Genomic DNA, 25,641 nt, shown 5'->3' with positions numbered 1-25,641 from the left:
CGTATTACAAAACCGACACGTCAAGTAACTTCCAATATCAAGACAGAGTATCCATCCAGATGGATCATTACTTAAGAAATAAAATAATATTTCCAATGAACCTAAAAATCGAATGGATAAGTTTTTATCATCTGATATGAAAGAATGCATACTTAATGTTTGGCGTCCAATTATAGGAATCCCGATAGACCCAGTAACGTTGCTGACTATTTACAGTATGGGCATTGACATATGGTTCTCCATTTTTATCTTTATGTGTTACGATCGTGCTGTGATTAAATCTTCCATCCCCTTCAAAGTCGTAACAAATGATATCACCTATCTGTAATTGATTCGCCTGTAACACTGCATGTGCTTTTCTTCGTAGATAATAGTAAAAGCTATGAGCTACTGCCCAACTATAACTCCAATTATGTGTAGTCCCTTTTTTCCGATACCACCAACCTCTCTTCCGGTCACCACTTGACTCCATCGGGAAGCCACCTTCAGCCAGACATTGAGAAATAAAATTGGTACAATCATTTGTTGCAAAAAAGCGATATGCTGGATTATGTGAGTTCCAATACGTATTTGCATAGACAACAGCTTGTTCCCGGTTATACATGTTTTAACCCCCTTCTTTATTCATATGAGAAAAAATGTATCATGGCAAAAAATTATCAACCGGTGCTGAAACTCGATATTACTTCAAATCAAAAAAATCGCTAAGAACTTCTTAGCGATTTTTAAACAAGTTACCCTCTATTATCATCAGGAAATAAAAAAACTCACCTGTATACTAGGCGAGTTTTTGTTCCATGGAAAGTAAATATTCTTTCTTGTCCAATCCACCACCATAGCCAACCAACTTACCATTTATCCCGATCACACGATGGCATGGAATGATAATAGGAATAGGGTTTTTGTTATTCGCACCGCCAACAGCCCGGACTGCCTTGGGGGAATCAATTGCAATTGCTATGGTTTTGTAAGAACAAACTTCTCCATATGGAATGGATTGCAAAGCGGTCCAGACTCGTTTCTGGAACTTCGTACCATAAAGATCAAGAGGTACAGAGAAAGTCTTTCGGATTCCTAGGAAATATTCCTTTAATTGGGATACGTAAGGATGTAACCTAGTGGAATCTTGTATGATATGAGCATCGAAAATGGAACTTTGACACCATTGTTCTAATCGTTCATCCTCAAAGCCAATATAACACAATCCATTTTCAGTAACAGCAACTGTTAGGGTCCCAAAGGGACTCTCCGTCTCCCATTTATCCCATAATACTTGCATCTTCTTGCTCCCATTTTGCCAAAGCTGTATGAATTTCAGACAGCACTATATCATCTTTTTCTCGACTCAAAGCTTCAGTAAGAGCCTGTTTAGCTTCCAACCCGCCTATTTTTCCTAATGCCCACACTACAGTACCACGAATTACAGGACGAGCATCTGCCTGCAATAGCTCGATTAAATCTGGAATTGCAGATTTATCACGAAAATGAGCTAAAGCGATAATTGCATTGCGTTGTATCGGATTTTTCCCACGCCATGAACCAGACATCTTCCCATATTGCTCCTTAAATTGCCTATTGCTTAATCTTAGAAGGGGTTTTAACAATGGTTTGACTTTTTCAAGGTCAGGTGTGAATTCAGCTTGATGATCAAAATAACGTTTTCTGTTCATTGGGCAGACCGTCTGACATGTATCGCATCCGTAAAGGCGATTACCGATTTTATCACGATATTGTTCTGGAATCATTTTTTTGGTTTGTGTTAAATATGCAATACAAGACTGAGCATCAAGACGACCTGGCTCCACAAGTGCTCCAGTAGGACAAGCTGACATACATAAAGTACAATCTCTGCATCCATCTTCAATAGGATCATCGGCTGGTATATACACATCTACTAACATCTCACCAAGATAAACCCAAGAACCATATTCCTCTGTAATAATAGCAGTATTTTTTCCACTCCAACCAATACCTGCCCGCTCTGCTACTGCTCGATCACTTAAAGAACCAGTATCAACCATTGATTGAATAGTTGCATTAGGCACCAATGAATGCAGGTAATCAGATAAATCATCTAACTTTTGTTTCAGTACATGATGGTAATCTGTCCCCCAAGAAGCACGACAAAAAATTCCACGATAATTTCCAGGTTCAGACTTTGGCGGATTCTTTAGTTTGGCAGGATAAGCAACAGCAATCGCGATGATCGTTTTTACATCAGGCATCAGTTTTTCAGGTTGTGTACGAAGTTCTATATCTGACTCTTCAAATCCAGATGCAAAACCTCTATCTTGCTGTTCGCGCAACCGCTCTTTTAATGTTAAAAAAGGATCAGCAGAGGCAAAACCAATCTTATCAATCTTCAATTCTTTTGCTTTTGTGATCAACATTTCTTTGAGCTGTGCGCCATTCATTTATCCCACCTACCTTTCCTTATTTAGGTACTGCTGCTCTGGCCAATTCATCACATCGATTGTTTAATTCTACGTTGCTATGACCTTTCACCTTTACAAAATCTACTCTATGCTTGCGATACAATGTTAATAATTGTATCCACAAATCCTCATTCTTCTTAAATCCCGATCGCTCCCATTTTACGTACCATTTCTCCCGAAAACAATTGACAATGTAAGCACTGTCTGAGCAAACTTTCACCTTACATGTCTGTTTTAATATTTTAAGCGATTGAATAACAGCCATTAATTCCATTCGATTATTTGTTGTCTGCACCTCTCCACCAGAGATTTCCTTCGTACGTTCACCATGGATTAATATAGCTGCCCAACCTCCCGGACCAGGATTACCAGAGCAAGCACCGTCCGTATAGATAGTTACTTCTTTCAACTCCATACCTCCCTATCAAATAAAAAACTCAATCTAATTGTCAAACGAGTAAATGGGACCGTATGAACTAAACTATAATCAACTTTATTTTGAAGAAATCAGATTTTGGGAACTCCGTTAATTCACATATATCAAGATCAAATGTTCTCTCCTTATTTACCACCATTTAAAGGTTCAGTTCGTTGAGATGATTGATCCCTACAAAAAAACACTTTATCTCTTGCTAAATCCCTCTTTGACAACTCCCCACGGCTGAAGCCGGGTGATTCTTGGGTAATCTTCGGTACTCCAAAGAAATGTACCAAGCTCAGACCGTGAGCCCCACGGCGGCGAGTCGAATTCCTTCTCGCAATATATTTTTTGCTGCGTTGATGTCTCGGTCATGGTGTGCTTTGCATTCGGGGCATGTCCATTCCCGCAGCTGGAGTTTTTTGACTTCTCTATTCCGATATCCACAGCACGAACAAAGCTGACTAGAGGGAAATGTTTTCCCTATTTTCACAAGGGTTCTCCCGTATTCGTTTGCTTTGTAGGTGAGGAGGGAAACAAATTCCGACCATGATGTATCCGTGATTGATTTTGCTAGTTTGTGATTTTTTACCATGTTTTTCACTTGCAGGTCTTCCATACTGATGACTTGGTTTTCGTTCACCAGTTTCGTTGATAGTTTCTGTAAAAAGTCATGGCGTGCGTTAGTGATTTTTTCATGGATACGTGCGACTTTGATTCGTGCTTTGTGCCAATTGGAACCATCTTTTTTTCGTCGTGACAAGACTTGCCCAGCTTGTGCTAATTTTTGTTCATAGCGGCGAAAAAAACGACTAGGATTCACTTTGCTCCCATCATCGAAGACTGCAAAGTCTTTGAGTCCCAAATCGATGCCAATCGCTTCTTTTTGCGCTGGAACAGCTCTTCTATAGCTTCCTTCGCAGAGAATCGATACGTTATATCTCCCTGTCGAAGTACGACGAATCGTCGCGGACAAAATACGACCACTGATTTCTCTTGATTTTACAAACTTCACCCAACCTAGTTTTGGCAGTTTGATTTTATTTCCATTCATTTCAATCGTAGGATGGCTGTTTTTTGGGTAGTTGCATTGGCTGGTGTAGGCTTGGACTCGATTTTTTCTGCTTTTGAACTGAGGAGCATCGTTTTGCTTCTGGAAAAAACGAGAAAAAGCATCCACTACATGTTTTAACGTGTTTTGCAAAGAAGTGGAATCCACTTCTTTTAGCCAAATGAGCTCTCTTTTCTGTTCCCTGAGTAGCTTAGAGCATTTCGCGTAGGTGAACCCTTTTCCCGTTTCTTGGTACGCTTCGTTCCATTGGCTAAGAAAGTGATTGAATACGAATCGGCTGCACCCAATCGATTTATTTATTAACGTTGCTTGTTCTTTGGTTGGTCGAAGTCGGAATTGAAATGACTTGTGCATGGGCTCACCTCCTTTGCTGATTTTCGATATCCTGCGGCTCCTTTCACAACAAATAGTAAGTATATTCAAATAATCTCACCAAAAATGGTCTGGCTTGCGAGAGGAAAAAATCGCCCCTCCCTCGCCTGACGCTCGCTCTCCTCTCCATAGCTGAAGCTAGGGGTTTTCCCACTCGCAAAGATATAAAGAAAAAAGACACATTAGATTTTTTCTCTAATATGCCTTCATCTTGACACCTAAATTGTGGTCGGGGTGACAGGATTCGAACCTGCGGCCCCTCGCTCCCAAAGCGAGTGCTCTGGCCAAACTGAGCTACACCCCGATATGCAATTATAGGTGGTACCGAAGGTGGGACTCGAACCCACACTCCAAAGGAACACGATTTTGAGTCGTGCGCGTCTGCCAGTTCCGCCACTTCGGCTCAGCGACAAGATTTATCTTACGACATATATGCCAAACTGTCAATCCTTTTTTAAATAAAAATATCTTTTTCTGTCCTATCCGTATTTTTTTGTTGTTGAATGAATATTCAATATGTTTTGCTTTGAAAAATATGCTATATTATACCTACTTGTTTGGACTTTATCATCGTAAAGGAGGAATACATCATGAATTGGAAATTTGATATCAACTGGGCTCATGTCACTGATATTCTTGTAAGTTGTTTAGTCATCGTATTCATTACGTACATCGCTTTTCTGATCATCAAAGGAATTATTTATCGTTTTATAGTTGGAAGAAAGAAAGAAAATTCACGTCTTCAAACAATGGCTAGTCTTGCTAGCAACTTTATTGGATATGTTCTATTTTTTATTGCTGTTGTAGCTTTATTGGATCAATTTGGCATCAATGCCACTGGACTGATCGCAAGTGCAGGAATTATTGGTTTAGCAATAGGTTTTGGTGCACAAGGACTTGTAAGTGATATTGTAACAGGATTTTTTATTTTAATGGAAGATCAAGTGAATGTGAATGACCACATTACAGTTAATGGATTTTCGGGTGTAGTAGAACAAACCGGATTACGTGTTCTAAAAATCCGCGATCTAAATGGTGATCTGCACTTCATCCCCAATCGCGAATTAAAATCGTTAACCAACCACTCCAAAGGAACTTCTAATACAATTGTAGACGTAAAAGTCCACTATACAAACGGTAAAAACATGCTCGATTTTATCGCTGAGATTCAAGCAAACTTAAACCTTCTAAAAGAAGAAATGACAGATGTAGTGCAAGGACCAGCAGTGCTGGATGTGCGTACTCCAAACAAAGCAGAAAACTACATAAGAATCATCGCTAAAACAGAACCTAACAAAGGAAGAGAAGTAGCCAGTTTTCTTGAAAAACATGCGAAACAAATTATTGAAGCGGAAAAAAATGATGTAATTTAACCTACAACTTAAAAGGAGATTCTATCAATAGAATCTCCTTTTTTTACTTTTTCTAAAAACGATGTTACCTGTTGTTGTTTTTGAAAGACAAAAATTTGTTTTACATCAGCGTATTCCTTTGTAATATTCCATGCTTTAAAACGGCGATTTGTTGGGTAGTTCCAAATAAAAGATAAAAACTCAAAATCTATTTTTTCTGGACATCCTTGTCCCATATCCGATCTCGTTTTGTTTTGATGTAAGAAATATCTTTTCATCACACAATACAGACAAATCCATCGTGAAAAATCCATAAAAATAATCGTATCGGCTCTTTCTAACCTTGGTGTCCAAATATTGCTATAGGAACCATCCATGATCCATTTCTCTTTTTGAATAACCTTTCCTTGCTTCAACAGCATTTCCTCATTAGAAATGGACACCCATCCTGGTTGCCAAAATAGAGTATCCAGATGAATCACTTCCAATTCTAATATATCCCCTAAGTACTTGGCCAGCGTCGACTTCCCGGAACCAGGTGATCCAATTATACAAATTCGCTCCATAAACAATCCTCCTGATATGGCGTGAGATTAAAAATGGTTCTCTATCCATTATTTTACCTTTACGCAAAAAAAAAGAGAGGTATGAACCTCTCTTATCGAAGCAATCTCAATCCGTTTAAAATAACAAGTAATGTACTACCTTCATGTCCAACGACACCTAGTGGTAAATTAATTAACTCCGTAAAGTTGGACAATAGTAACAACAAAATGACACTTCCTGCAAAAATAAGGTTCTGATAAACAATTCGCTTCATACGCTTGGATAAACGAACTGCGGTTGTGATTCGTGACAGATTATCATTCATTAACACAACATCTGCCGTCTCAAGAGCTATATCACTTCCACCAGCCCCCATAGCAATCCCCATACTCGCTTGACTCAATGCAGGTGCATCGTTTACACCATCACCAACCATGGCAATTTTACCGTGTTTTTCACGAAGATCTCTTACCATATTCACTTTATCTTGAGGTAATAGTCCACTGTAATACTCTCGAATTTCTAATTCGTCTGCAATACTCTCAGCAGTCCGTTTTTGATCACCTGTTAACATTACAGTATGAATACCCATTTTATGCAAGTTTTGAATCAAAGCTTTTGCACTTTCACGAATGGTATCCCGAAGAGCTAGGATACCAACAATTTCTTCTTCTCGTTCTACTACCACAACTGTTTTTCCTTGTTCTTCTAAATCATGGACTTTCCTGTTTACATCACTAGAAAGGCTGAACCATGCAGGCTTCCCTATTCTCCATGTTTTATTTTGATATCTCGCTTTTACACCATAACCGCTTTCTGCATATAATTCTTCTGGTTTTGAACGATCGATACCTTTGTTTTTCGCGTCTGTTACGATTGCTTTGGCTATAGGGTGTTCGGATAACCACTCGATGGACGCAACAGCTTGTAATAATTTTTGTTCCGATAAATCTGCTAACTCCATAATATCCGTCACGATTGGTTTTCCTTCTGTCAGCGTTCCTGTTTTGTCAAATGCTACAACCCGAATTTCAGATAGTGTTTCTAACTGCATTCCATTTTTAAACAAGATACCCTTGCGTGAGCCATTCGACATAGCTGACAATATAGCAGGCATAATCGATGCAACAAGAGCACAGGGTGACGCAACAACTAAGAAAACCATCGCACGATAAAATGTTTCTGACCAACTCCACTGGACAATATAGTGCGGAACAAACAATAGTAACACAGTGGTGAGTAGGATCACTTTAGCATACGTTCTTTCCAAGCGTTCCATTTTTATCTGAGATGTAGGAACTTCTTCCCTTGCTTGATCAACCATTTTTACAATCTTTGCAAACAGGCTGTTTTCGTTTGATACCATTACTTTAATCATTAAAGATCCAGTACTATTCATCGTCCCTGCGTAAACCTGATCATTTTGCTGTTTGGCTACAGGTGTAGATTCTCCTGTAATTGTAGCTTGATCAACCTCCGATTTTCCTTCAACCACTAGTCCATCAACTGGAATCCTTCCACCTGGTCTGACTACTACTACATCATTGATTTGTAAACGAGTAATTGGTACTTCTGACTCTGATCCATCTGAATTTAACCGTGTTGCTACTTCAGGTTGGAGACTGAGGAGATTGGATAAATCTCGTTCACTTCTTGCCATCGTATACGTTTCGAGAGCACCACTAAGTGAAAAAATAAAAATAAGAAGTGCCCCTTCCAACCAATAGCCAATAGATGCTGCTCCTAATGCTGCTATCATCATGAGCAAATCCACACCAAATTCACGCTCTTTCCATAACTCCACTAGCCCTTCTTTTGATTTGATATACCCACCGATCAAAAAAGCCATCAGATACATAGCTATTGCATATGGAAGACTTATTTTTTCAAGGAAAAAAGCAATCAAGGTAAGCAGACCACTAGAAAAAGCAAAAGCAAACTCCAAATAATGATCGGTACTTTTCATTTCTACTTGTTGTTCATTCTTCTCTTTATCTATTTTATACGTCACTAATTCCATCTCGATCACCACCATCACTGGATTTTTCCGAAGGGACAAAAAGAAAGTATGTAATGAGAATGATTTTCATTTTTGCCCATCTGCAACTTATTTGTAATTATTATAATATAGAAATGATTATTTGTGAATACTTATTTCTACTTAATAGCATCTCTTGTTTTATTCAGTTAAAATAGTTCAGGGATTTTAAGCGATAGGAATAAGAAAAGCCCAACGATTATTGAGCTAATAGAAAATAGATACTTCAGAGAGGTTAGATTCAGAGGAAGAGAAAAAATTTTACTTATTTTGTAATGATAAGATTGTGCACCAATCAACTTTTCAAAAACACCCATCTTACTCGAGAAACTTTACTTATCCTTTACATAAGAGGGTGTATCCCAAATAAGAAAGATTTACGCCAAACCTATGAAAGATGCCGTGAATGCGGCTTCTTTTTTCATTCTGATTTCACTATCGTTTTCTGCACTATTATGATAAATTTAAAGAAAATCTGACCACTTCTTGCATAGAAGTTGATTCGATTATGTCCGTTGTAAATTACAGACTAGCCTTACATCCCATATCGTAAGGGAAAGGAGCAGATGATTTTGAAGAGGTTTCACTTCTTACCTTTTCTCATCCCTGAAGGGGTTACTTATGAGATTGAAACACTTATTGGCTCAAAACCAGACTATGAAAAAACACAAAAATCATTGAACAATTACATCGATTACATGAAATGGAAGTGGTACCGACGCTTTCCCTTTCGTATGGTCGAACCATGGATATCATGGGAAATTTACGCAAATGACACACGAACGAGGTACTTCTTCTGGGCCCCAGACCAACAATGGGGAAATGAATTTTGGAATCGCCTTTATTCTTGGAGTCCTGAGCTAAACTTTACATTGGCAGAAACTCCTAAGATGGATTTCTCATTGCCTCATGCCGGTCTAAAACTCCAATTAGAACGTGACTTTGCTGTCCCAATGCGCATTTATGAAAAACCAAATATAGATACTCAATCTGCCTTGCTTGAATTTCTTAGTAATGTGGATGAAGGGGAACAAGTTGGGCTCCAATTTTTAATCAGGCCCATTTTTCATCATCAAACAGCAAATGCCTTTAAAAAAGCTCTAAGAGATGTAAGTCGTGACAAGAGCGCTTCTAAAAGAGAAACCGATCTATATTTTAATGCGATTAAAGGGAAAAGTGCTCAATTACAAGCTGAAGTCTCTATACGTATAGCAGCAACGGCTCAAACCTATGAAAGAGCTTTTGAACTAACAGACCAAACTGCACGGACGCTTAGCTATATGAATTCGAAAGAACTAAATCGTTTTGAGTCTCGTGAATGGTGGCAAATCGTCCGACCGCTCTTTCGCTATGAATGGAATAAGCGGATATTTTCATTTCGAAAAGCCGATAATCGTGTAGTTTTGGGGACTCCTGAACTTGCTGGTCTTGTACGGGTACCTAGTATTGCCGGAACAACAAAATTCATCAAAATTAAAGGAAAAAGAGTCTTAATTCCGGTCGAAGTTCGTACTTTAGCAAATCGACCTGATCCAACTATCTTAATAGGCCATAACAATCGAAACATTAATAGGGCACCTGTTTATCTCCCTGTAGAGGATATGAAAAACCATATATCGATTATTGGCGGACCAAAAACAGGGAAAAGTAGTTTAATCGTCAATATGATCTCTGATTTCCTAAAATTAAAAACAGAGGAAAATAAGCATGGATTAACATTAATTGATACACAAGGGACTTTGTCAAATCAAGTTTTGGAGCAAGTTCCACCGAAATGGCATCATTTGGTTCGAGTAGTTCGCTTCCGTGCGGGGGGCCGTTATCCCTTTAATTTATTTGACGTTGATTTCCCTGCTAGTGATAACCGCAAATCAAACTTAATATCTGAAATCATCAGACGAGTCACTGGTAGTTGGAATCCTATGATGCAAGAAATGTTCCTCGTTAATAGCCTTGCTTTGCTTAAAGTAGGTATGGCAAGCTTAAAGAATTTACTCAAATTAATCGAAGACGAAGAATTTATCAAACGAATTATTTGTTTATTGGATGAAAATGATCCCGAACAAGCCACTCTCATTCGTAGCCTGATGAGAAATTTACGAGATACCAAACGTATTGATTGGCGAAAAGAATTTGTTCTTAGTTCTACTCTTGCTCGATTTAGAGGAATGCTCCTCTCTTATGCTGGCAAGATGCTAAACCAAGAGACAAACTGTATCAAATGGCGTGAGGCTTTAGATGAAGGACATATTGTTATATTAGATGCTTCTGCTTGTCCAGCTTATGAGAGAACATTTTTTGGAACTGCGTCTTATGTTATGTTCCGACAAGCTATGGTTACAAGATCAAAAGAATTCAATGCAGAAGAACATATGCCATTGCATCCTCTAATTGTAGATGATGCCAGTCTTTATATGAATAACACATTGGACAATATTGAATTCACTTTAAACGAAGCAAGAAAATATCATGTGCCGTTCATCTTAGCTAACTCAGCATTAAAAGCAAAGCTATCTGACCAAGGTATTGAGACTTTGTTCCGTAATTTTGGTACCATTTTTTCCTTTCAGCAAGGCAGTTCTACTGACGCCCAAATTGTTGCTGAAAATATGTTGCTGTATGGTCTATCTGCCCGTGATTTCAACTTATTGGAACACCATACTGCTTACTTACAAATGACGGTAAATAACGAAAAAATACGATCTTTTAGTATGCTAACAAAGCAACCACCAAATCCAGCTCATGATAAAACCGCTGATCAGATGGCTTTAGACGCACTTAAATTAGCTCAAGATATAGAAAGTGCAACATATGAGATAAACCAAAAACGGATAAAAAAAGATTGGCTCGATGTAGAAGAAAAAGTGAAATTGCTAGAACGAAAACTAAAAAAGATGGAACCATATCAAACAGAAGATGTAGAAGAAGATGACTTTATCGATATCTTCTATGAAGATTAGTCTCGGTCGAAAGGAGTGAACATGATTGAAAAGATATCATTTCTTACCACATGCAATCCCTAAAGGGGTAACTTATGAAATCAATACTTTATTATCGGAATCGCCACATTATGATATGACTGCAATCGCATGGCAAAATATCCTCGAATTTTTACAGCAGAAGTGGTTCCGGCGTTTTCCATTTGCACTCTACGAACCATGGGTAGCATGGGAAGCTTATGCAACAGGAACAAGGACAAGATTCTTTTACTGGGCACCAAATGAAACGATTGGACAGCATACACTGGATCGAATTGCCTTGGAGCATTTTGAGTTCAACTATGAACATGCTACAGAACCTTATCGGCTTGATTTCTCTAAGCCTCATAATGGAATGAAATTATTTTTAGAACGTGACTTTACTGTACCAATTGAAGTATTCAAAAATAATCATGACAGCTTAACTCAACTCGTAGAGCATATGAGTAATATCGGACCCGGCCAGGAATTATTACTCCAATACTTAGTCCGGCCAGTTTATGATAAACAAATGATCCCAAAGTTCAGGAAAGTATTGAATACCTTAAAGAAAGATCGATCTCCAGATACCTCTATGTATTTAGATGCGATCCAAGAAAAAATGGAACAACCAAAAGCAGAAGTAGCAATTAAAATTGTCAGTTTTGCCGATACAGAAGAGCATGCGAAAAAAATAACAGAACATGCCTACCGTTCGCTTGCTATATTAAATTCACCTGAAATGAATAGCTTTCATTCTCGAGAATGGTGGAGAATCATCCATCCATTGTTTCGATATGAATTAAAAAATCGGATCTTTCCATTCCGAAGATCTCAAAATGCAGTAATATTAGGAACGCCTGAAATAGCAGGGATGGTTCGCTGGCCGACAACATCAGGATCCAGTAAATTGATACGAGTAAAAATGCAGTATCCGCCTCCTCCAATTGCTGTAAGAAAAATCGCCAAAGAACCAGGCACTATTTTTGTAGGAAACGGGCTTCGATTTACTGCTCGATTTCCCATTTATTTTCGGCCTGAAAATCTAGATGATCACATTGCAGTAATGGGTGGTCCCAGATCAGGTAAGAGTGGTTTTATTTTAAATATTATTGACGATTTAATCAAAATGCGTACAGATGAAAATCGAATGGGCTTTACCATGATTGATACAAAAGGCACACTTGCTAACGAAGTATTGGATCGCATCCCTCCTGAAATGCATGATAAAGTTACCGTTGTTCGTGGACGAGAAGGCAATTTTCCACTTAATCCTTTTGATGTGGATTATTCCCTTACGCAAAAAGGCGGGCAAGTAGTTGAAGCCTTGGCTCGAGCTGATTCAAGCGATTGGAAGCCAATCGTAACGGAAACATTATTGCTTATTGGGTACACACTAAGTGTACTTGGTATAGCTACTTTACGAAATATACAGCGTGTAATCGAAGAACCAGAATTTTGTAATTGGGTCATTGATCAGCTCGATGAATCATTACCAGAATCAGCAACCTTAAAACGCTCGCTTTCTAAATATGTGCAAAAGGATAGGACAAAGATTAGCTGGCCAAGAGAATTTGTGGAAAGCTTTAGTACTGCTCGTCTTCGAAACATCAATACTTCCGGAATTAGCAAAATGCTTAATTCTTATACAAGTGGTGTCAAATGGGTCAAATCATGGGAAGAAGGCCACTATGTTATTTTTGATTTATCTGGTATGACACCTGGTGATCAACGATTAGTTGCTTCTACCATCATTTGTCACTTCGAGCTTGGGATGGTATCTCGGGAACAAAAAAATGCAGATGGCAAACTTGCCCAGCATCCGTTAATTATTGATGAAGGTTCTACTTTCATTGACCTATTTGGTGATCTGAAGACATTGACGGACTTTTATCGAGAGTTCAACATGCCTTTGATATTATCCACACAAGGGTTGAAAGACCATATACCCCCTAGTTATGTGGAATCCTTCTTTCGAAACTTTGGGACTCATGCTGTTTTCCAATTAGGAAGTATAAAAGATGCCCAAACCGTAAAAGCAAGTCTTCGTTCCGAAACTTTTTCCTTAACGGAGTATGATTTTTATCAAATAAGCCCTAGACACTGCTATATGCAACATACGGTATTACGATCAGAAGTATTTATCCTCAATCCAAAAGAAACCATTCCTGCACAGTTTAGTGGCAATCGAAATGATCTTGTAGATCAATCTCGTACTCAGGCTCTAGAAAATGAGGAATCGAGATTGAAAGAAATCAAATTAGGACTTAAACCATTGACCAAAGAAAAGCAAGATGATCCTATTGATGCTATGATTGACCAATTATATGAAAATGACGTCTCCTAAAATTAACAAAAAAGGAATATCTGGAGTTCCTAAAAATTTTAATTTTGTATACTCTTCCATGTCCCCTGTATAGTATGATGTGGATAACTTACTAGTGAGGGGAGGAAGAATATGTCCAAATCAACAGATGAAACGAAGGAAAAATCACCAAAAAGTAAATTAGTCAGATGGTTGGAGCTAACATCCATTGGAGTTATCTGTACATTTGGTGGTTTTTTTGTCTATCACTATACCCAAACGTTTGCTGATTCTGCACCGCCTGAAGAAAAACGTGTTCAAACATCACCTATCGTTATAAACACTGCTATAACGAAAGATGTAACGAAACAAATGATGGAAAATCTTCCATCCAAAAGCGTAGAAACTTCACTTGATGTAAAACCAATTTCTTATAAAGGTACAGAAGATGAACCTATTATAGGAGATTCTACTAGTATCACAGGTCCTACTGATACAGCTGAAGTACCAGATACTTCTACCACTACACCTGTAGCTCCAATTACAGGACCTGAAGAAGAGAACAAATCAACAACCAGTCCCATTGAGATCATTACAAATCCAGACCAATCTACCTTTGGACCAGATGAATCTAACAAAAACTCAGAAGTAAAAGGAAATGCAGATAAAGAAAAACCAAAAAATCCTATTGCATCCATTATTCAAAAACCAAAACCTGAATCTAAAGTAAAACCTACACCATTAAAACCAACACCTAAACCAGTTCCTAAACCAACACCTAAACCAGTTCCTAAACCAACACCTAAACCAGTTCCTAAACCAACACCTAAACCAGCACCTAAACCAGCACCTAAACCAGCACCTAAACCAGTTCCTAAACCAGCGCCTAAACCAGCGCCTAAACCAGCACCTAAACCAGCGCCTAAACCAGCGCCTAAACCAGCGCCTAAACCAGCAAAGCCAAAGGCTCCCTATGCAGTACAAGAAACATTTCCTGGTACGAAATATTTTAAAACAGGAGCAAACAATAACTACGTCAAACAATTAGGATATATGCTCGTCGCTGCTGGTTATGGGAAATATTACAAAGTTGGTCCGAGCCCAGAATGGACTTCAGCCGATTTGAAAAACACCCAATCATTCCAACGTGCTCAGGGATGGACTGGTAGTGATGCAGATGGATATCCAGGTCCTGATACTTGGAGACGTCTATACAATAAGTACTATAGTAAATATAGTCACTAAAAAGATTTAAAAACGCTACTTTCTTTTGAAAGTAGCGTTTGTTTGATTCGTTTATTTCTTTTGCATGCGTCTTTTATGCACAAATACATAATAGATAATGTAACACAAAACTATTGCTGGTATACCCAAATATACGGATAAAGAAGTTGCAGGATCGAGCACTTGACTAAGCATGACAATCGCATTTAAGACAAATGCTAAAATTGGTACCAATGGATACAATGGAGTGCGGAATGACAAATCCTCCACTTTCCCACCATTAGCAAGATAGTGACGACGGAAAAAATATTGTGATGCTGCGATACTCATCCATGCGATAACAGCAGTCGTTCCTGCAATAGATAAAATCCACATATATACAGTATCAGCAGCAAACTTTGAAGTTAATAAAGAAAGACTAGCAACTATAAAGCTAATGACTAATGCCCAAAGTGGAACTCCTCTTTTGGTTACGCTTCCAAATATTTTAGGAGCCATCCCATTATTTGACAAGGAATACATCATTCTTGTTGCTGCATATAACCCCGAATTCGCAACAGAAAGCAGCGCAGTTATTACAACAAAATTCATGATATCGGCTGCATACGGAATTCCCATTCTATCGATTGCTACAACAAACGGACTTTCCACTACACCTGCTTGTTTCCATGGTACTAAACAAACCAATACAGTAATAGCTAATCCAAAAAACAATATGGTACGATAAACTGTTTGATTGATAGCTCTTGGTAATGTTTTCTCTGGATTTTCACTCTCTCCAGCTGCAACACCTACCAATTCTGTACCTTGGAAGGAAAAGTTAACCGCAATCATTGTCATGATAATAGCTGCAAATCCATTAGGGAATATACCGTCCTTATACAAATTCGAAATACCTGTATTTCCACCGCTCAAAGGAATTAGACCGAATATAGCCGCAGCCCCTATAATAATAAACAGTACAATCATAGAAACTTTTATAATTGCAAACCAGAACTCCGTCTCTGCAAAACTCCGCGCTGAGAAAGCGTTTACAAGAAATAAAACTGCACCAAACAGCAAACACCACTGCCAGATCTGTACATCCGGGAACCAGCGCTTCATGGTCGAACCAATTGTTACCAATTCTAAAGCAACGGTAGCTGCCCAGCCCAACCAATATAACCAACCGACCATAAAACCAGTTCCAGGTCCTATAAAGCGAGTTGCATAATCTTGAAACGAACCAGATGAAGGATTAGCAATCGTTAACTCTCCTAGACATAACATCACCAAATACATGACAAAACCACCGATTAAATATGAAAGGATGGCTCCAATAGGTCCTGCTTGGCTAATAGTATACCCAGAACCATTAAAAAATCCTGTTCCGATTACACCTCCAAGAGCAATCATAAAGAGATGTCTACTTTTCATGGATCGTTTTAGACCATTATTATTTGTATCCATACATACCTCCTATCTCCCATCGACTAGTATGATCGATAATCATTTTTTCTGCAAGTAATATACAATTTGTTTAAATTTTATAGAAAAAGATGCCTAGATTTAATCATTTTAGGGTATATATACCTTAACTGTTTTCTTTTTCTTGCATATAATAAGAAGAATTGGACTAACCTCGTTTGCAAAGAGAGGAGTATAAACAAATGGCTTGGTCATACGGTTTACTGTTTGACAATGCAGCCGCATTCCTATCTTACATGCAAAAAAATTTATCTGCGACTATTTCAGCATGTCATGTTCATCACACGTATATCCCAGCACACAAAAATTTTACTGGAAGCAATCACCGAAAGCTGCAAGATGGAATGAAAAAGGCTCATCTTTCTCGCGGGTTTTCTACTATAGCTCAACATATCACTATTTTTCCTGATGGAAAAATAATGACAGGACGAGATGTTGATTTATCACCTGCATCAGCTGTCGGTTATAACGAAAAAAATGCAAAACACCCTTTCATGTTTGAGATGATAGGCAATTTTGACCGAGGAAATGATTCCCTAGAAGGAAAACAACTGGAATCTGCAGTAAAAATCACTCAACATTTTTACGAAAAAAATACAAAAATCTTATTTCATCGAGAACTCTTGATTGATGGGAAAGCCCCAAAAAGTTGCCCAGGTACGGGAGTAGACAAAAACGGCTTTATGAGTCTAGTCAAAAAAACTCGCCCTCTACCTGTGCCAGAAGATGATTTGGTTGTAAAAGTAGCAAATCACAAACTTTACAATCGTCCTCTATTCTATAAGGTTCCCATGTTGAAAGGAAATGATGTATTAGCTCTTCAAGAACGTCTACAAATTCATTTGGATCATCTTTTTGGGCCAAATACAAGGGATGCTGTAATCGAATGGCAACAAACACATGATATGAGAGCGACTGGAAGGGTGTATTATGAAGTTTGGGATGCTATGTTTCAGCATATATCTAAAAAAGATACAAATCGATCCTTTCATCGGAATCTAAGCTATATCACCCCTCTTCTAAGAGGTGTAGACATATCACGAGTGCAAAAAAGACTGAATGTTCCGACTACAGGTTACTTTGGCGAAGTTACAGATGAAGCAGTGCGGTTATGGCAGACCAATCATAATGAAAAAGGTAGGCCTGTTGACGATGGAAAAGGATTGCCAATAACTGGAGTAGTAGACAAAAAAACATGGCGTGCACTTTTCCTTGGTGAATAAAACAGCTCAAAAAAGAGCTGTTCTTTTATTAAATTAAATATCTTTATTTACCAAAATTGCTGTGTTCTTCTTGAATTTTTTGCATAGTTTGTTACAATAGTGACTAGTTTCACTACAAATTTTAAAGGAGTTCATAAAAACATGTTTAAAAAAGCTCTTATACTTTTTAGTTGCCTTTTTTTACTTTCTGGTTGTTCCTTGCTTGCTGATTCTGGTACAAAAAAAGAATTAATGGAACAAATGGACAAAATGATGGATCACCATGATAAAAACATGGGATTACAAAGACAAATGATCGATGACTATAACAACGCTAATCAGATTGGAAATAACATTTCACAAGCGATTAATCAGGGTACTACCATGAGTCCTGACCAATATAATCAATTGATGAGTGCTTTAGACAAAGCAAATACAGATCTTAGTACATATAAAAAAGAAGTAGATGCTTTGTTGGCTAAAATCCCTACAGTAGAAAGCAAAGCAAATGAAATTAAAAATGAAGAAACAAAATCTCGTGCAACGAAATATTTAGACGGCTTTAAAAAAGCAACCCAATCACAAGTCGAATATATTAATAATTTTCAAAATCTAATTAATTCCTTTAGAGAGGCTTATGTTACCATCAATAAAGGTCAAGATCCTAACATCAGTCAGTATGATGAGTACTCCAAAAAGGAAGGCGAACTTGTAGATAATTTTAACAAAGAAATTGATGCCTTCAACGCAGATTGGAAAATATTGAATGAAAAAGACTTTAATCGCGAAGTGAAAAATAACATTTCTTTCTAATATTTCCAATTCCAGCTTTCAAATGAAAGCTGGTTTTTCTTATGCCTAATATGAGAGAATAAGAAGAAGTGCACAGTTGTATGTGAAAGGCAGGCCTCTAAATTCATGGTAAGTGATTTACTTGCAAATTTTCCTTTATGGACGTCACTACTCGCGATTTTACTCGCTCAGTTCTTAAAAATTATATGGAACCTTTCTATGACAGGAAAATGGGATTGGATCTGGATCTATCATTCTGGAGGAATGCCAAGTGGCCATACCTCCGCAGTTAGTTCATTGTCTATTGCTATAGGACTAACACAAGGATGGGATTCTGCAACGTTTGCAATAGCAACGATTTTGAGTATTGTTGTCATGTATGATGCTACTGGCGTTAGGAGACAAGCAGGTGTTCATGCCCAGGTTTTAAACCGACTAGTAGAAGATATGACAAAATTACTGAGCGAAGCAAAAGAAAAATCCCCTGCGGAAACAAGGGAAAAGTTAAAAGAAATATTAGGCCATAAACCAATAGAAGTATTTGTGGGATTATGGTTTGGTGTGATTGTTGCCATTATTAATTATTATCTTTGGTATTAAAACATCCGATAACCTTTTGCTCTCAAAAAACGTATAGTTAACCCACTACCAACTACTCCGATTAGACTAGCAATCAACCATGTTACATCGGTAATATGAACAGTATTAATTTGAAAAGCAAAATAAACGATCAGAGCGAGAAACAAGTAAATAGGTAACCAAGTAGTTTTTAATATCATATTTAAGATAAATCCTATCCCAAAGAAAAAGACTAACAATAATGGGATAGAAATAATTAGCTGTACTAGGCTAATTGGAGGAACTGCTAACATTGTCATTTGGAATTGTCTCCTTCCACATGTTGCCTATATGGTACAAAAAATGATACATATGGTCAATCCTACATCACACAAAAGAGCAATCCTACTGAATTTGTAGATGATTGCTCTTGTTTTATTTCCACTACAATGCCATGCTGTTTAAATTTTTACCTAAAACTTACCTTTACGCAATACAAGTGAAATTCCACCTAATAAATATAACCAGCGTAATTCAGTGATTCTCTTCACAAAGGATGCTTTTATTCCCATAACTTTACTATTTTTACCTAAAACTCCAATTGCTTCTTTCCGCCCTAATGATGCTATCGTACCTTTTGTGTGATATACAAATGTTTCCATTTTTCCGCCACGAAGTACTGTTACCAAATTTTTCCCTAAAAATTGTCCTTGTTGTGTAGCTATTTGTGCGGTTGGAGGATATGGGCGCTCGTTTTCACTAGGGAATACTAACGAACTATCTCCAATTATAAATATTTCTTCATGCCCTGGCGCACGTAGTTGTCCATCCACTTTTACACGGCCACGCATTGTTTCTATTCCTGCGTCTTCCACTAACTTATTTCCTCGAACTCCACCTGTCCAAACGACTGTGGATGCTTTGATTTCCTCTCCACCTTTGAGAATAACACCTTCTGTTGTGCATTCAGCAATTGGTGTATTGATATGAAATTCAACGCCTTTACTCTTTAAATAATCTGTAGCATAATTCACTAGGTCTGGATCAAATCCAGGAAGGACACTTGGTGCAGCCTCTATATTCACAATGCGAACTTTTTCTAATGGAATGTCATATTCTCTACATAGTTCTGGCATCCGGTCTACCAATTCACCAACATACTCAATTCCAGTGAAACCAGCACCACCAACAACTATTGTAATAAGTTCATCTTTTTTGTCCTCCGCATATTGTGAGAACATGTACTCCATATGTTCGCGAATCATTCGAACGCTATCAATACTCCTGATAAAAAACGCATTTTCCAATAAACCTTTAATCCCAAATGTTTCAGGAGCACTCCCTAGACCAATAACAAGATAATCATATTCCAATGGATCTTTATGATCAGCTAATGTAACTTTTTTGGCTATTGTATCAATTGAAGTAACCTGATCTTGAATAAAATTTACACGATGAGGATGAATAACAGAAGAAATTGCAAGACGCGCATGATCATGATGAGAAGTCCCTGCTGCTGGCTCATGTAATTTAGTAGTAATGTAATGATAAGAATTTTGGTTCACTAAAGTTACTTCTGCTTCTCCAGGACGAAGATGCTTCTGAAGCCCTTTTGCTGTCATAAGTCCGCCATAACCGGCACCTAAAATCAATATTTTAGGTACTTTCATTGTTCATCACTTCCATCTAATTTTCATTATATTTTTTACTTCCTATGACCTATCGAGACACTATGTGTGAGAGATCACAAACCTATAAAAGAACCTTTAAGAACTTCCTAAAATGCTATCAATAATATGATATGTATTTCACGAACTTTTTACAAGGGGTTTCTGGGTTTCATTCCTTATTCTATAACTTTCTTATCACGATCATGCATGATTTTGATCTTTTACTCGAATGCTAAACAAAAACGAGATGATCTAGGTGAATCAAGGCTCTTATCAATGTCCGCTATGTAATGGCTTTGTTTTTTATCAAGAAATCTGTCCAAACTGCCACCATAAATTGGTTGATTATGGTCCTGTATCATTTTTACTTAGCGCTTATAGCCCTTACCGTCCAATAGATGATATGAAAGAAAATAATGGATGGATCGACAATCAAACCCATCAATGTCCACATGAAATATACTGTTCTCATTGTGGATTTGACCATGTGGTTATGATCAATGAAACACAAACATGAACCTCTCACGACTGAAGTCGCGGTCTTTGTCTACGAAGGTTGATAGCTAAGCTATCCTTATTCGTACAGGCGTGTCCACTTCGCCTCTAGCGTATAAGCCCGTGAGGGCTACAACGTTACTTTTCCGTAAAATATTTAACGCGTCATGGATATCCGCGTGGAGTAACTTACCTGAAGCCGTACGATACAAGCCACGTTTGACACGTTTCCCGCTAAAAGTATATGTTTTGACGTTGGATGGATCATAGGTGGGTAGTTCATCTCGATCCCAAAAACTCGCTTGGGAAGTGTAACTTTCTTCTTGTTGCACAAACGTCATCCCATAGAGCTGACATAAGTATTCCAGTTTCTTTTTGATCATCCCAATTGGAATATTTACGAAGTTTTGGTTGTTGCGCCTGCCTAGATTGCTACCTTTTTGCAGATTTTCGTTATATCCAATGACCAATGTACCAATGCGATGGTTTAAACAGTAGTTAATAATCTTGCGACAGGTTTTGCTGAGGTAATCGTGCACACGACGATTTCGTTTCACAACCAAAGCAAACTGCTGGTCTTTCGGTAGATACCAAGGAATCCGAATAGCTCGAAAGTCGTATTTTCCTTGCTTGGCGAGTCGAATAAGCCCAAAGAAAGACTTCCATACGCCATCGATTTCTTTTAGAATTTGTTGTGCCATATTGCTGTTCAGCCGCTTGTAATTTTCGCTTCCTTTCAAGAGATGATAGTTGTTCTGGTAATTCAGATAGTTTTTCTCCTGAAAGTAGTGCTGGCGAACTTGGTATAAGCCTTCGTTGTACAGGTTTTTAGCAGTGTGACACAGTTCTTTTAAAAGAAGATACTCTTCTTTCGAAAGATGTTTGAGTTGTTGTTTTACGGTGCAATACATAGATTTTTCACCTCTTTTCTATGGAAGATGAAGCTTACTATACAAAATATTAATTTAATTGTCAAAAAAAAGAAAAAACAAAACCTATGAATGAAATCACGGTTTTTCTCGCCGCAAACATAAAACATCCCTCTATTTAAGAGGGATGTACATTAACAATCTGTATCTGGTTTACCTTCATCGACTGCAGTACGGAAAGATGAGCCACATCCACAGGTTAATGATGCATTGGGATTATCAATTTGAAATCCCCCACCCATCAAAGACTCTTTGTAATCAACAACAGTACCATTCATCAATCGCTGACTTTCATCATCTATGAGTACTCGAACACCATGTTGTTCAAGTTCTAAATCTTGTGTTGTTTTTTCTTCATCAAAGCCCATAAGATAAGAAAAACCGCTACAACCACCATGTTGAACACCCACACGGAGATATTGCTTTTCTGGATTCTCTGTATCTTGCAGCATTTCTCTTACTTTAAATGCTGCTTGTTCAGTTAAGGTAATCATCTGTTATCACTCCAATGTGACGGTTGATACCTTTAGTGTACCATACTTCTCGCTAAACTACTGTACGGTATTTTTCATCTAAGGACTCTGTGACCTGATGTTTTGGGCGAGCACGCATATAGTTACGTTCTTGTTTGGATTGATGCCAGTTTCTTTGCCATTCGTTATGCAAATTGTCTAACTCCACACTTAATTTATACACTGCAGGATGACCAATCCCTAAAAGCAATGCAGATTCAACCATCTTTATGCGTAATTTTTCAATACGCTCTTCTAAATCCCACGCTCCCATCTTAAAGCCCTCCTTCATCCTTTATCTGCTACCAATTTTTAGTATACATGTTAACTCGATTTTTGTAAGCTATTTTTTTACATTTTTTTCAGTTTTGTTTTTTTTTGTATATTTTCATCGATCAAACACTGACAAATATCTACAAATACCATTTGGTCTGTATCATAATATTTGGGGATAGGTCAGATGATGACTTTGTGATAGAATGAACTTGTTGAATAGAAAACTGAATGGATGGATTCTTGATAATTGGGAATCCACACATTGTATTGTTTAGAGACTAGAAAATTATTTCTTTCGAAGAAATACCAAGGAGAGAGAAATGATCAAAGAAACGTCTTACTCACCTTCTGATCGACTGTTTAATCAAATAAAGATACTGATTGTTACCTCTGTACTTGCAGAAAAAAAAGCTCTCGAAGAAGGACTAGGAAAAATTGAAAATGTAGATATTGAAGTGGTGGGAGTAGGACCTATTTGTGCAGCGGTAGAGACAACAAAATTGTTATATAAAAAGAAATATGAATTAGTAATATGTGCAGGTATAGCTGGAGGATTTGCAAAGCATACATCCATTGGAACGTTGGTTATATCAGATCGCGTTATATCTGCTGATTTGGGTGCACAATCACCAGAAGGTTTTTTATCACTAAACGAATTAAATCTTGGGAAAACATATTTTCCTGTCACTAGTCCTATTGCCGAAACTGTAAAATCCATACTAAAAAATGGAATGGATGAAGTTGTAATTGGGCCTATTTTGACGTTATCCACAGTTACAGGCACTGATAAAACAACAAAAGAATTGTCTGATCGCTATCCATATGCAGTAGCAGAGGCAATGGAAGGTTTTGGTGTTGCTACTGCCGCAAATGCTTTCTCCATTCCTTTTATCGAATTGCGAGCAATATCCAATTATATTGGCCCTAGAGATAAATCAAAGTGGCGTTTTCATGAGGCTTTTTCACAATTAAAAAAAGCAGGTTATCTTTTACGACAAACCAAGCAATGAACAAATTTACAGAAAGAAGCAGATAAATCATGGATATAGTCTTCTCACCATGTCCAAATGATACTTTTATCTTTCATGCATGGGCTAACGGATTGATACCAAATGCACCAAAATTAAATGTAACTTATGCAGATATTGATATAACTAATAAATTGGCTGAAAGTGGAGATGGACCAGATATATTGAAGATTTCTATAGCCGCTCTTCCTTGGGTGCATGAGAGCTATGGATTCTTACCAAGTGGAGGTGCGCTTGGACGCGGCTGTGGTCCACTCATTCTTACACAAAATGTAAAAAAATCGGTTTCCCTTGCTGGAAAAAAAATTGCTGTCCCCAGTGAACGTTCGACAGCTTATTTGCTATTTCGTTTATGGCTGTCACAGCATGTGCCTGAGGGAGTAAAAGAAATATGTGTTTTACCATTTCATGAAATTATGCCGGCAATTCGCGACGGAAAAATAGATGCTGGACTAGTGATTCATGAAGCTAGATTCACGTATCCCTCTTATGGATTACGTAGTTTAGTTGACCTTGGAGATTGGTGGGAAAAAGAGACTTCTCTACCGATTCCACTAGGAGGTATCATCGCAAAAAAATCAATTGATCGAAACAACATCATCAATTGGATCCAATCCTCATTAGATCATGCATGGAAACACCCATCTGCATCCAAATCTTATGTCATGGAACACGCACAAGAGTTAGATTGGAAAGTCGCTCAAGAACATATAGACTTATACGTAAATTCATTTTCCTACAGTTTAGGAGTAAAAGGCTGTTACGCAATTATGGTACTACTTGAACGAGCAATGGAAAAAAATCTTATTCCACCAGTAAACTTTTCATCCCTTTTGATTAATCAAATACCTATAAACATTAAATAGAGAGGAGAATAAAACATGTTACAAGAAATAACAGATAAAATCAGAGCTGGGGAAAGGCTGTCTTTAGAGGATGGATTGGCACTATATGACTCTCCGGATCTACTCCAAGTAGCACAACTTGCAAATGAGGTAAATCTCAAAAAGAACGGTAAGAAAGTTTATTTTATTGAAAATCTATACATCAATCCAACAAATGTATGTGAAGCGAAATGTGCATTTTGTGGTTTCCGACGTGATCCTGATGAAGATGGTGCTTACACCATGTCAACAGATGAATTACTTCACTATGTTGAAACAAGGATGACAAAAGGAACAAGAGAATTCCACATTGTTGGTGGACACAATCATACTGTTCCATTTGATTATTATCTGGACACCATTTCTATCTTAAAGAAAAACTACCCAAATATTACTATCAAAGCATACACTGGTGCAGAAATTCAGTTTTTCGCTCAAATCGCCGGAAGATCACCAGAAACAATTTTACGAGAATTGATCGATGCTGGATTGGATACTCTACCTGGTGGTGGAGCTGAAATTTTGACAGAGCGTTACCGTGCAAAAATGAGTCCTGACAAAGCGAGTACAGATGGTTGGCTGGAAGCACATCGCATTGCTCATACTCTTGGATTAAAAACACATGCTACGATGCTCTATGGATCTATCGAAAGTTTGGAAGAGCGCTTAATCCATATGATGCGTGTACGTGAATTGCAGGATGAAACAAATGGATTTATGGTATTCATTCCGCTTGCTATGCAACCACGTAAAACTTCCGCATCGCTAAAACGACGTACCTCTGCCATGGATGATATGCGAACCATTGCTATCAGTCGTTTGATGTTGGACAACTTTCCACATATTAAAGCTTACTGGATCAATATCGGGCCACAGCTTACACAACTGGCTACTCATTTCGGTGCATCTGACATTCATGGTACTTTAGTGGAAGAACGTATTAGCCATGCTGTAGGAGCATTAACACAATCAGGAATAACAAGAGATGAACTACAATGGATGATTCAAGGAGCCAATCGCATTCCGGTTGAACGTGATACTTTCTATAATGAAATAAAAGTCTATGCATAACGGTTCCCTTACTCATCCACACAAAAACACCACTTATT

At 37.8% G+C, this 25,641-nt stretch carries 23 protein-coding genes, 2 tRNA genes and 1 pseudogene; 11 read left to right on the top strand and 15 right to left on the bottom strand.

The window, feature by feature from the left end; genetic code table 11:
- Positions 1–127 precede the first annotated feature (127 nt).
- The 7 genes and pseudogenes from A3GQ_RS23965 to A3GQ_RS0109510 form a co-directional block, all read right to left on the bottom strand.
- Positions 128–601: pseudogene (locus A3GQ_RS23965) on the bottom strand (amidase domain-containing protein); the annotation flags it as partial.
- 177 nt (positions 602–778) lie between these two features.
- A complete protein-coding gene (locus A3GQ_RS0109535; protein ID WP_028776855.1) occupies positions 779–1,279 on the bottom strand; it encodes a methylated-DNA--[protein]-cysteine S-methyltransferase in 501 nt (166 codons plus the stop codon).
- On the bottom strand, positions 1,260–2,414 hold the full coding sequence (queG, locus tag A3GQ_RS0109530) for a tRNA epoxyqueuosine(34) reductase QueG (protein ID WP_028776854.1): 1,155 nt from the start codon (positions 2,412–2,414) through the stop codon (positions 1,260–1,262). The genes A3GQ_RS0109535 and queG overlap by 20 nt, the downstream gene beginning before the upstream one ends.
- Positions 2,415–2,433: 19 nt before the next feature.
- Positions 2,434–2,844, bottom strand: a complete 411-nt coding sequence (gene rnhA / locus A3GQ_RS0109525) for a ribonuclease HI (protein WP_028776853.1) — start codon at positions 2,842–2,844, stop codon at positions 2,434–2,436.
- Positions 2,845–3,151: 307 nt separating this feature from the next.
- On the bottom strand, positions 3,152–4,279 hold the full coding sequence (gene tnpB, locus A3GQ_RS0109520; protein WP_028776852.1) for an IS200/IS605 family element RNA-guided endonuclease TnpB: 1,128 nt from the start codon (positions 4,277–4,279) through the stop codon (positions 3,152–3,154).
- A 244-nt stretch (positions 4,280–4,523) separates the two neighbouring features.
- Positions 4,524–4,601: transfer RNA gene (locus A3GQ_RS0109515), tRNA-Pro, on the bottom strand.
- A gap of 15 nt (positions 4,602–4,616) precedes the next feature.
- Positions 4,617–4,700: transfer RNA gene (locus A3GQ_RS0109510), tRNA-Leu, on the bottom strand.
- A gap of 187 nt (positions 4,701–4,887) precedes the next feature.
- Here A3GQ_RS0109510 and A3GQ_RS23955 point away from each other — a divergent pair.
- The gene (locus tag A3GQ_RS23955; protein ID WP_051271501.1) at positions 4,888–5,670 is read left to right on the top strand and encodes a mechanosensitive ion channel family protein; all 783 of its coding nucleotides are present in this window, start codon (positions 4,888–4,890) and stop codon (positions 5,668–5,670) included.
- A gap of 8 nt (positions 5,671–5,678) precedes the next feature.
- Here A3GQ_RS23955 and A3GQ_RS0109500 read toward each other — a convergent pair whose 3' ends face one another.
- On the bottom strand, positions 5,679–6,215 hold the full coding sequence (locus tag A3GQ_RS0109500; protein ID WP_028776851.1) for a P-loop NTPase family protein: 537 nt from the start codon (positions 6,213–6,215) through the stop codon (positions 5,679–5,681).
- 92 nt (positions 6,216–6,307) lie between these two features.
- Positions 6,308–8,215 (bottom strand): heavy metal translocating P-type ATPase, encoded by a 1,908-nt coding sequence (locus A3GQ_RS0109495; RefSeq protein WP_169818276.1) that lies wholly within the window; start codon positions 8,213–8,215, stop codon positions 6,308–6,310.
- Between the two features lie 590 nt (positions 8,216–8,805).
- On the opposite strand from A3GQ_RS0109495, the gene A3GQ_RS0109490 reads away from it, so the two are divergent.
- The 3 genes from A3GQ_RS0109490 (at position 8,806) to A3GQ_RS27815 (ending at position 14,740) form a co-directional block, all read left to right on the top strand.
- Positions 8,806–11,193: an ATP-binding protein gene (locus tag A3GQ_RS0109490; protein WP_028776849.1), complete on the top strand. Its 2,388-nt coding sequence runs from the start codon at positions 8,806–8,808 to the stop codon at positions 11,191–11,193.
- A 25-nt stretch (positions 11,194–11,218) separates the two neighbouring features.
- On the top strand, positions 11,219–13,537 hold the full coding sequence (locus A3GQ_RS0109485) for an ATP-binding protein (RefSeq protein WP_028776848.1): 2,319 nt from the start codon (positions 11,219–11,221) through the stop codon (positions 13,535–13,537).
- 111 nt (positions 13,538–13,648) lie between these two features.
- Positions 13,649–14,740 (top strand): peptidoglycan-binding protein, encoded by a 1,092-nt coding sequence (locus A3GQ_RS27815; protein WP_028776847.1) that lies wholly within the window; start codon positions 13,649–13,651, stop codon positions 14,738–14,740.
- Between the two features lie 51 nt (positions 14,741–14,791).
- Here A3GQ_RS27815 and A3GQ_RS0109475 read toward each other — a convergent pair whose 3' ends face one another.
- Complete coding sequence (locus A3GQ_RS0109475; RefSeq protein WP_028776846.1) at positions 14,792–16,168, bottom strand: amino acid permease; 1,377 nt, start codon at positions 16,166–16,168, stop codon at positions 14,792–14,794.
- A gap of 200 nt (positions 16,169–16,368) precedes the next feature.
- Between A3GQ_RS0109475 and A3GQ_RS26185 the strand changes: the two genes are divergently transcribed.
- From A3GQ_RS26185 to A3GQ_RS0109460, 3 genes are all read left to right on the top strand, one after another.
- Positions 16,369–17,409 (top strand): peptidoglycan recognition protein family protein, encoded by a 1,041-nt coding sequence (locus A3GQ_RS26185; protein ID WP_083964174.1) that lies wholly within the window; start codon positions 16,369–16,371, stop codon positions 17,407–17,409.
- Between the two features lie 141 nt (positions 17,410–17,550).
- Positions 17,551–18,201: a hypothetical protein gene (locus A3GQ_RS0109465; protein ID WP_028776845.1), complete on the top strand. Its 651-nt coding sequence runs from the start codon at positions 17,551–17,553 to the stop codon at positions 18,199–18,201.
- Between the two features lie 105 nt (positions 18,202–18,306).
- Positions 18,307–18,780, top strand: coding sequence for a divergent PAP2 family protein (locus A3GQ_RS0109460; protein WP_028776844.1), 474 nt, complete (start codon positions 18,307–18,309; stop codon positions 18,778–18,780).
- Here A3GQ_RS0109460 and A3GQ_RS0109455 read toward each other — a convergent pair.
- Entirely contained in the window at positions 18,777–19,058 is a 282-nt protein-coding gene (locus A3GQ_RS0109455; RefSeq protein ID WP_245596760.1) for a YuiB family protein, read from the bottom strand. The two genes, A3GQ_RS0109460 and A3GQ_RS0109455, sit on opposite strands and share 4 nt — an antisense overlap.
- 153 nt (positions 19,059–19,211) lie before the next feature.
- Entirely contained in the window at positions 19,212–20,408 is a 1,197-nt protein-coding gene (locus tag A3GQ_RS0109450) for an NAD(P)/FAD-dependent oxidoreductase (protein ID WP_028776842.1), read from the bottom strand.
- Positions 20,409–20,664: 256 nt separating this feature from the next.
- Here A3GQ_RS0109450 and A3GQ_RS26885 point away from each other — a divergent pair, with 256 nt between their 5' ends.
- Positions 20,665–20,925, top strand: a complete 261-nt coding sequence (locus A3GQ_RS26885) for a hypothetical protein (protein ID WP_156877636.1) — start codon at positions 20,665–20,667, stop codon at positions 20,923–20,925.
- Between the two features lie 46 nt (positions 20,926–20,971).
- On the opposite strand, the gene A3GQ_RS0109445 is transcribed toward A3GQ_RS26885, so the two are convergent.
- From A3GQ_RS0109445 to A3GQ_RS23940, 3 genes are all read right to left on the bottom strand, one after another.
- Entirely contained in the window at positions 20,972–21,814 is an 843-nt protein-coding gene (locus tag A3GQ_RS0109445) for an IS200/IS605 family accessory protein TnpB-related protein (protein ID WP_028776841.1), read from the bottom strand.
- Between the two features lie 152 nt (positions 21,815–21,966).
- A complete protein-coding gene (locus A3GQ_RS0109440) occupies positions 21,967–22,326 on the bottom strand; it encodes a HesB/IscA family protein (protein WP_028776840.1) in 360 nt (119 codons plus the stop codon).
- Positions 22,327–22,378: 52 nt separating this feature from the next.
- A complete protein-coding gene (locus tag A3GQ_RS23940; protein WP_037464505.1) occupies positions 22,379–22,618 on the bottom strand; it encodes an aspartyl-phosphate phosphatase Spo0E family protein in 240 nt (79 codons plus the stop codon).
- Between the two features lie 322 nt (positions 22,619–22,940).
- Between A3GQ_RS23940 and A3GQ_RS0109430 the strand changes: the two genes are divergently transcribed.
- The 3 genes from A3GQ_RS0109430 to mqnE are packed head-to-tail and all read left to right on the top strand — an operon-like array spanning position 22,941 to position 25,603.
- Positions 22,941–23,630, top strand: a complete 690-nt coding sequence (locus tag A3GQ_RS0109430; RefSeq protein ID WP_028776839.1) for a futalosine hydrolase — start codon at positions 22,941–22,943, stop codon at positions 23,628–23,630.
- A gap of 29 nt (positions 23,631–23,659) precedes the next feature.
- Positions 23,660–24,514 carry a 1,4-dihydroxy-6-naphtoate synthase gene (locus A3GQ_RS0109425; protein WP_028776838.1) on the top strand — a complete coding sequence of 285 codons (855 nt, stop codon included), beginning with the start codon at positions 23,660–23,662 and terminating at the stop codon, positions 24,512–24,514.
- A 15-nt stretch (positions 24,515–24,529) separates the two neighbouring features.
- A complete protein-coding gene (gene mqnE / locus A3GQ_RS0109420; protein ID WP_028776837.1) occupies positions 24,530–25,603 on the top strand; it encodes an aminofutalosine synthase MqnE in 1,074 nt (357 codons plus the stop codon).
- The last annotated feature ends 38 nt before the right edge of the window (positions 25,604–25,641 follow it).

Source organism: Shimazuella kribbensis DSM 45090, assembly GCF_000428065.1.
In the GTDB taxonomy this organism is placed as follows: Bacteria; Bacillota; Bacilli; order Thermoactinomycetales; family Thermoactinomycetaceae; genus Shimazuella; species Shimazuella kribbensis.
This window is presented reverse-complemented; position numbering and strand designations above follow the sequence as displayed.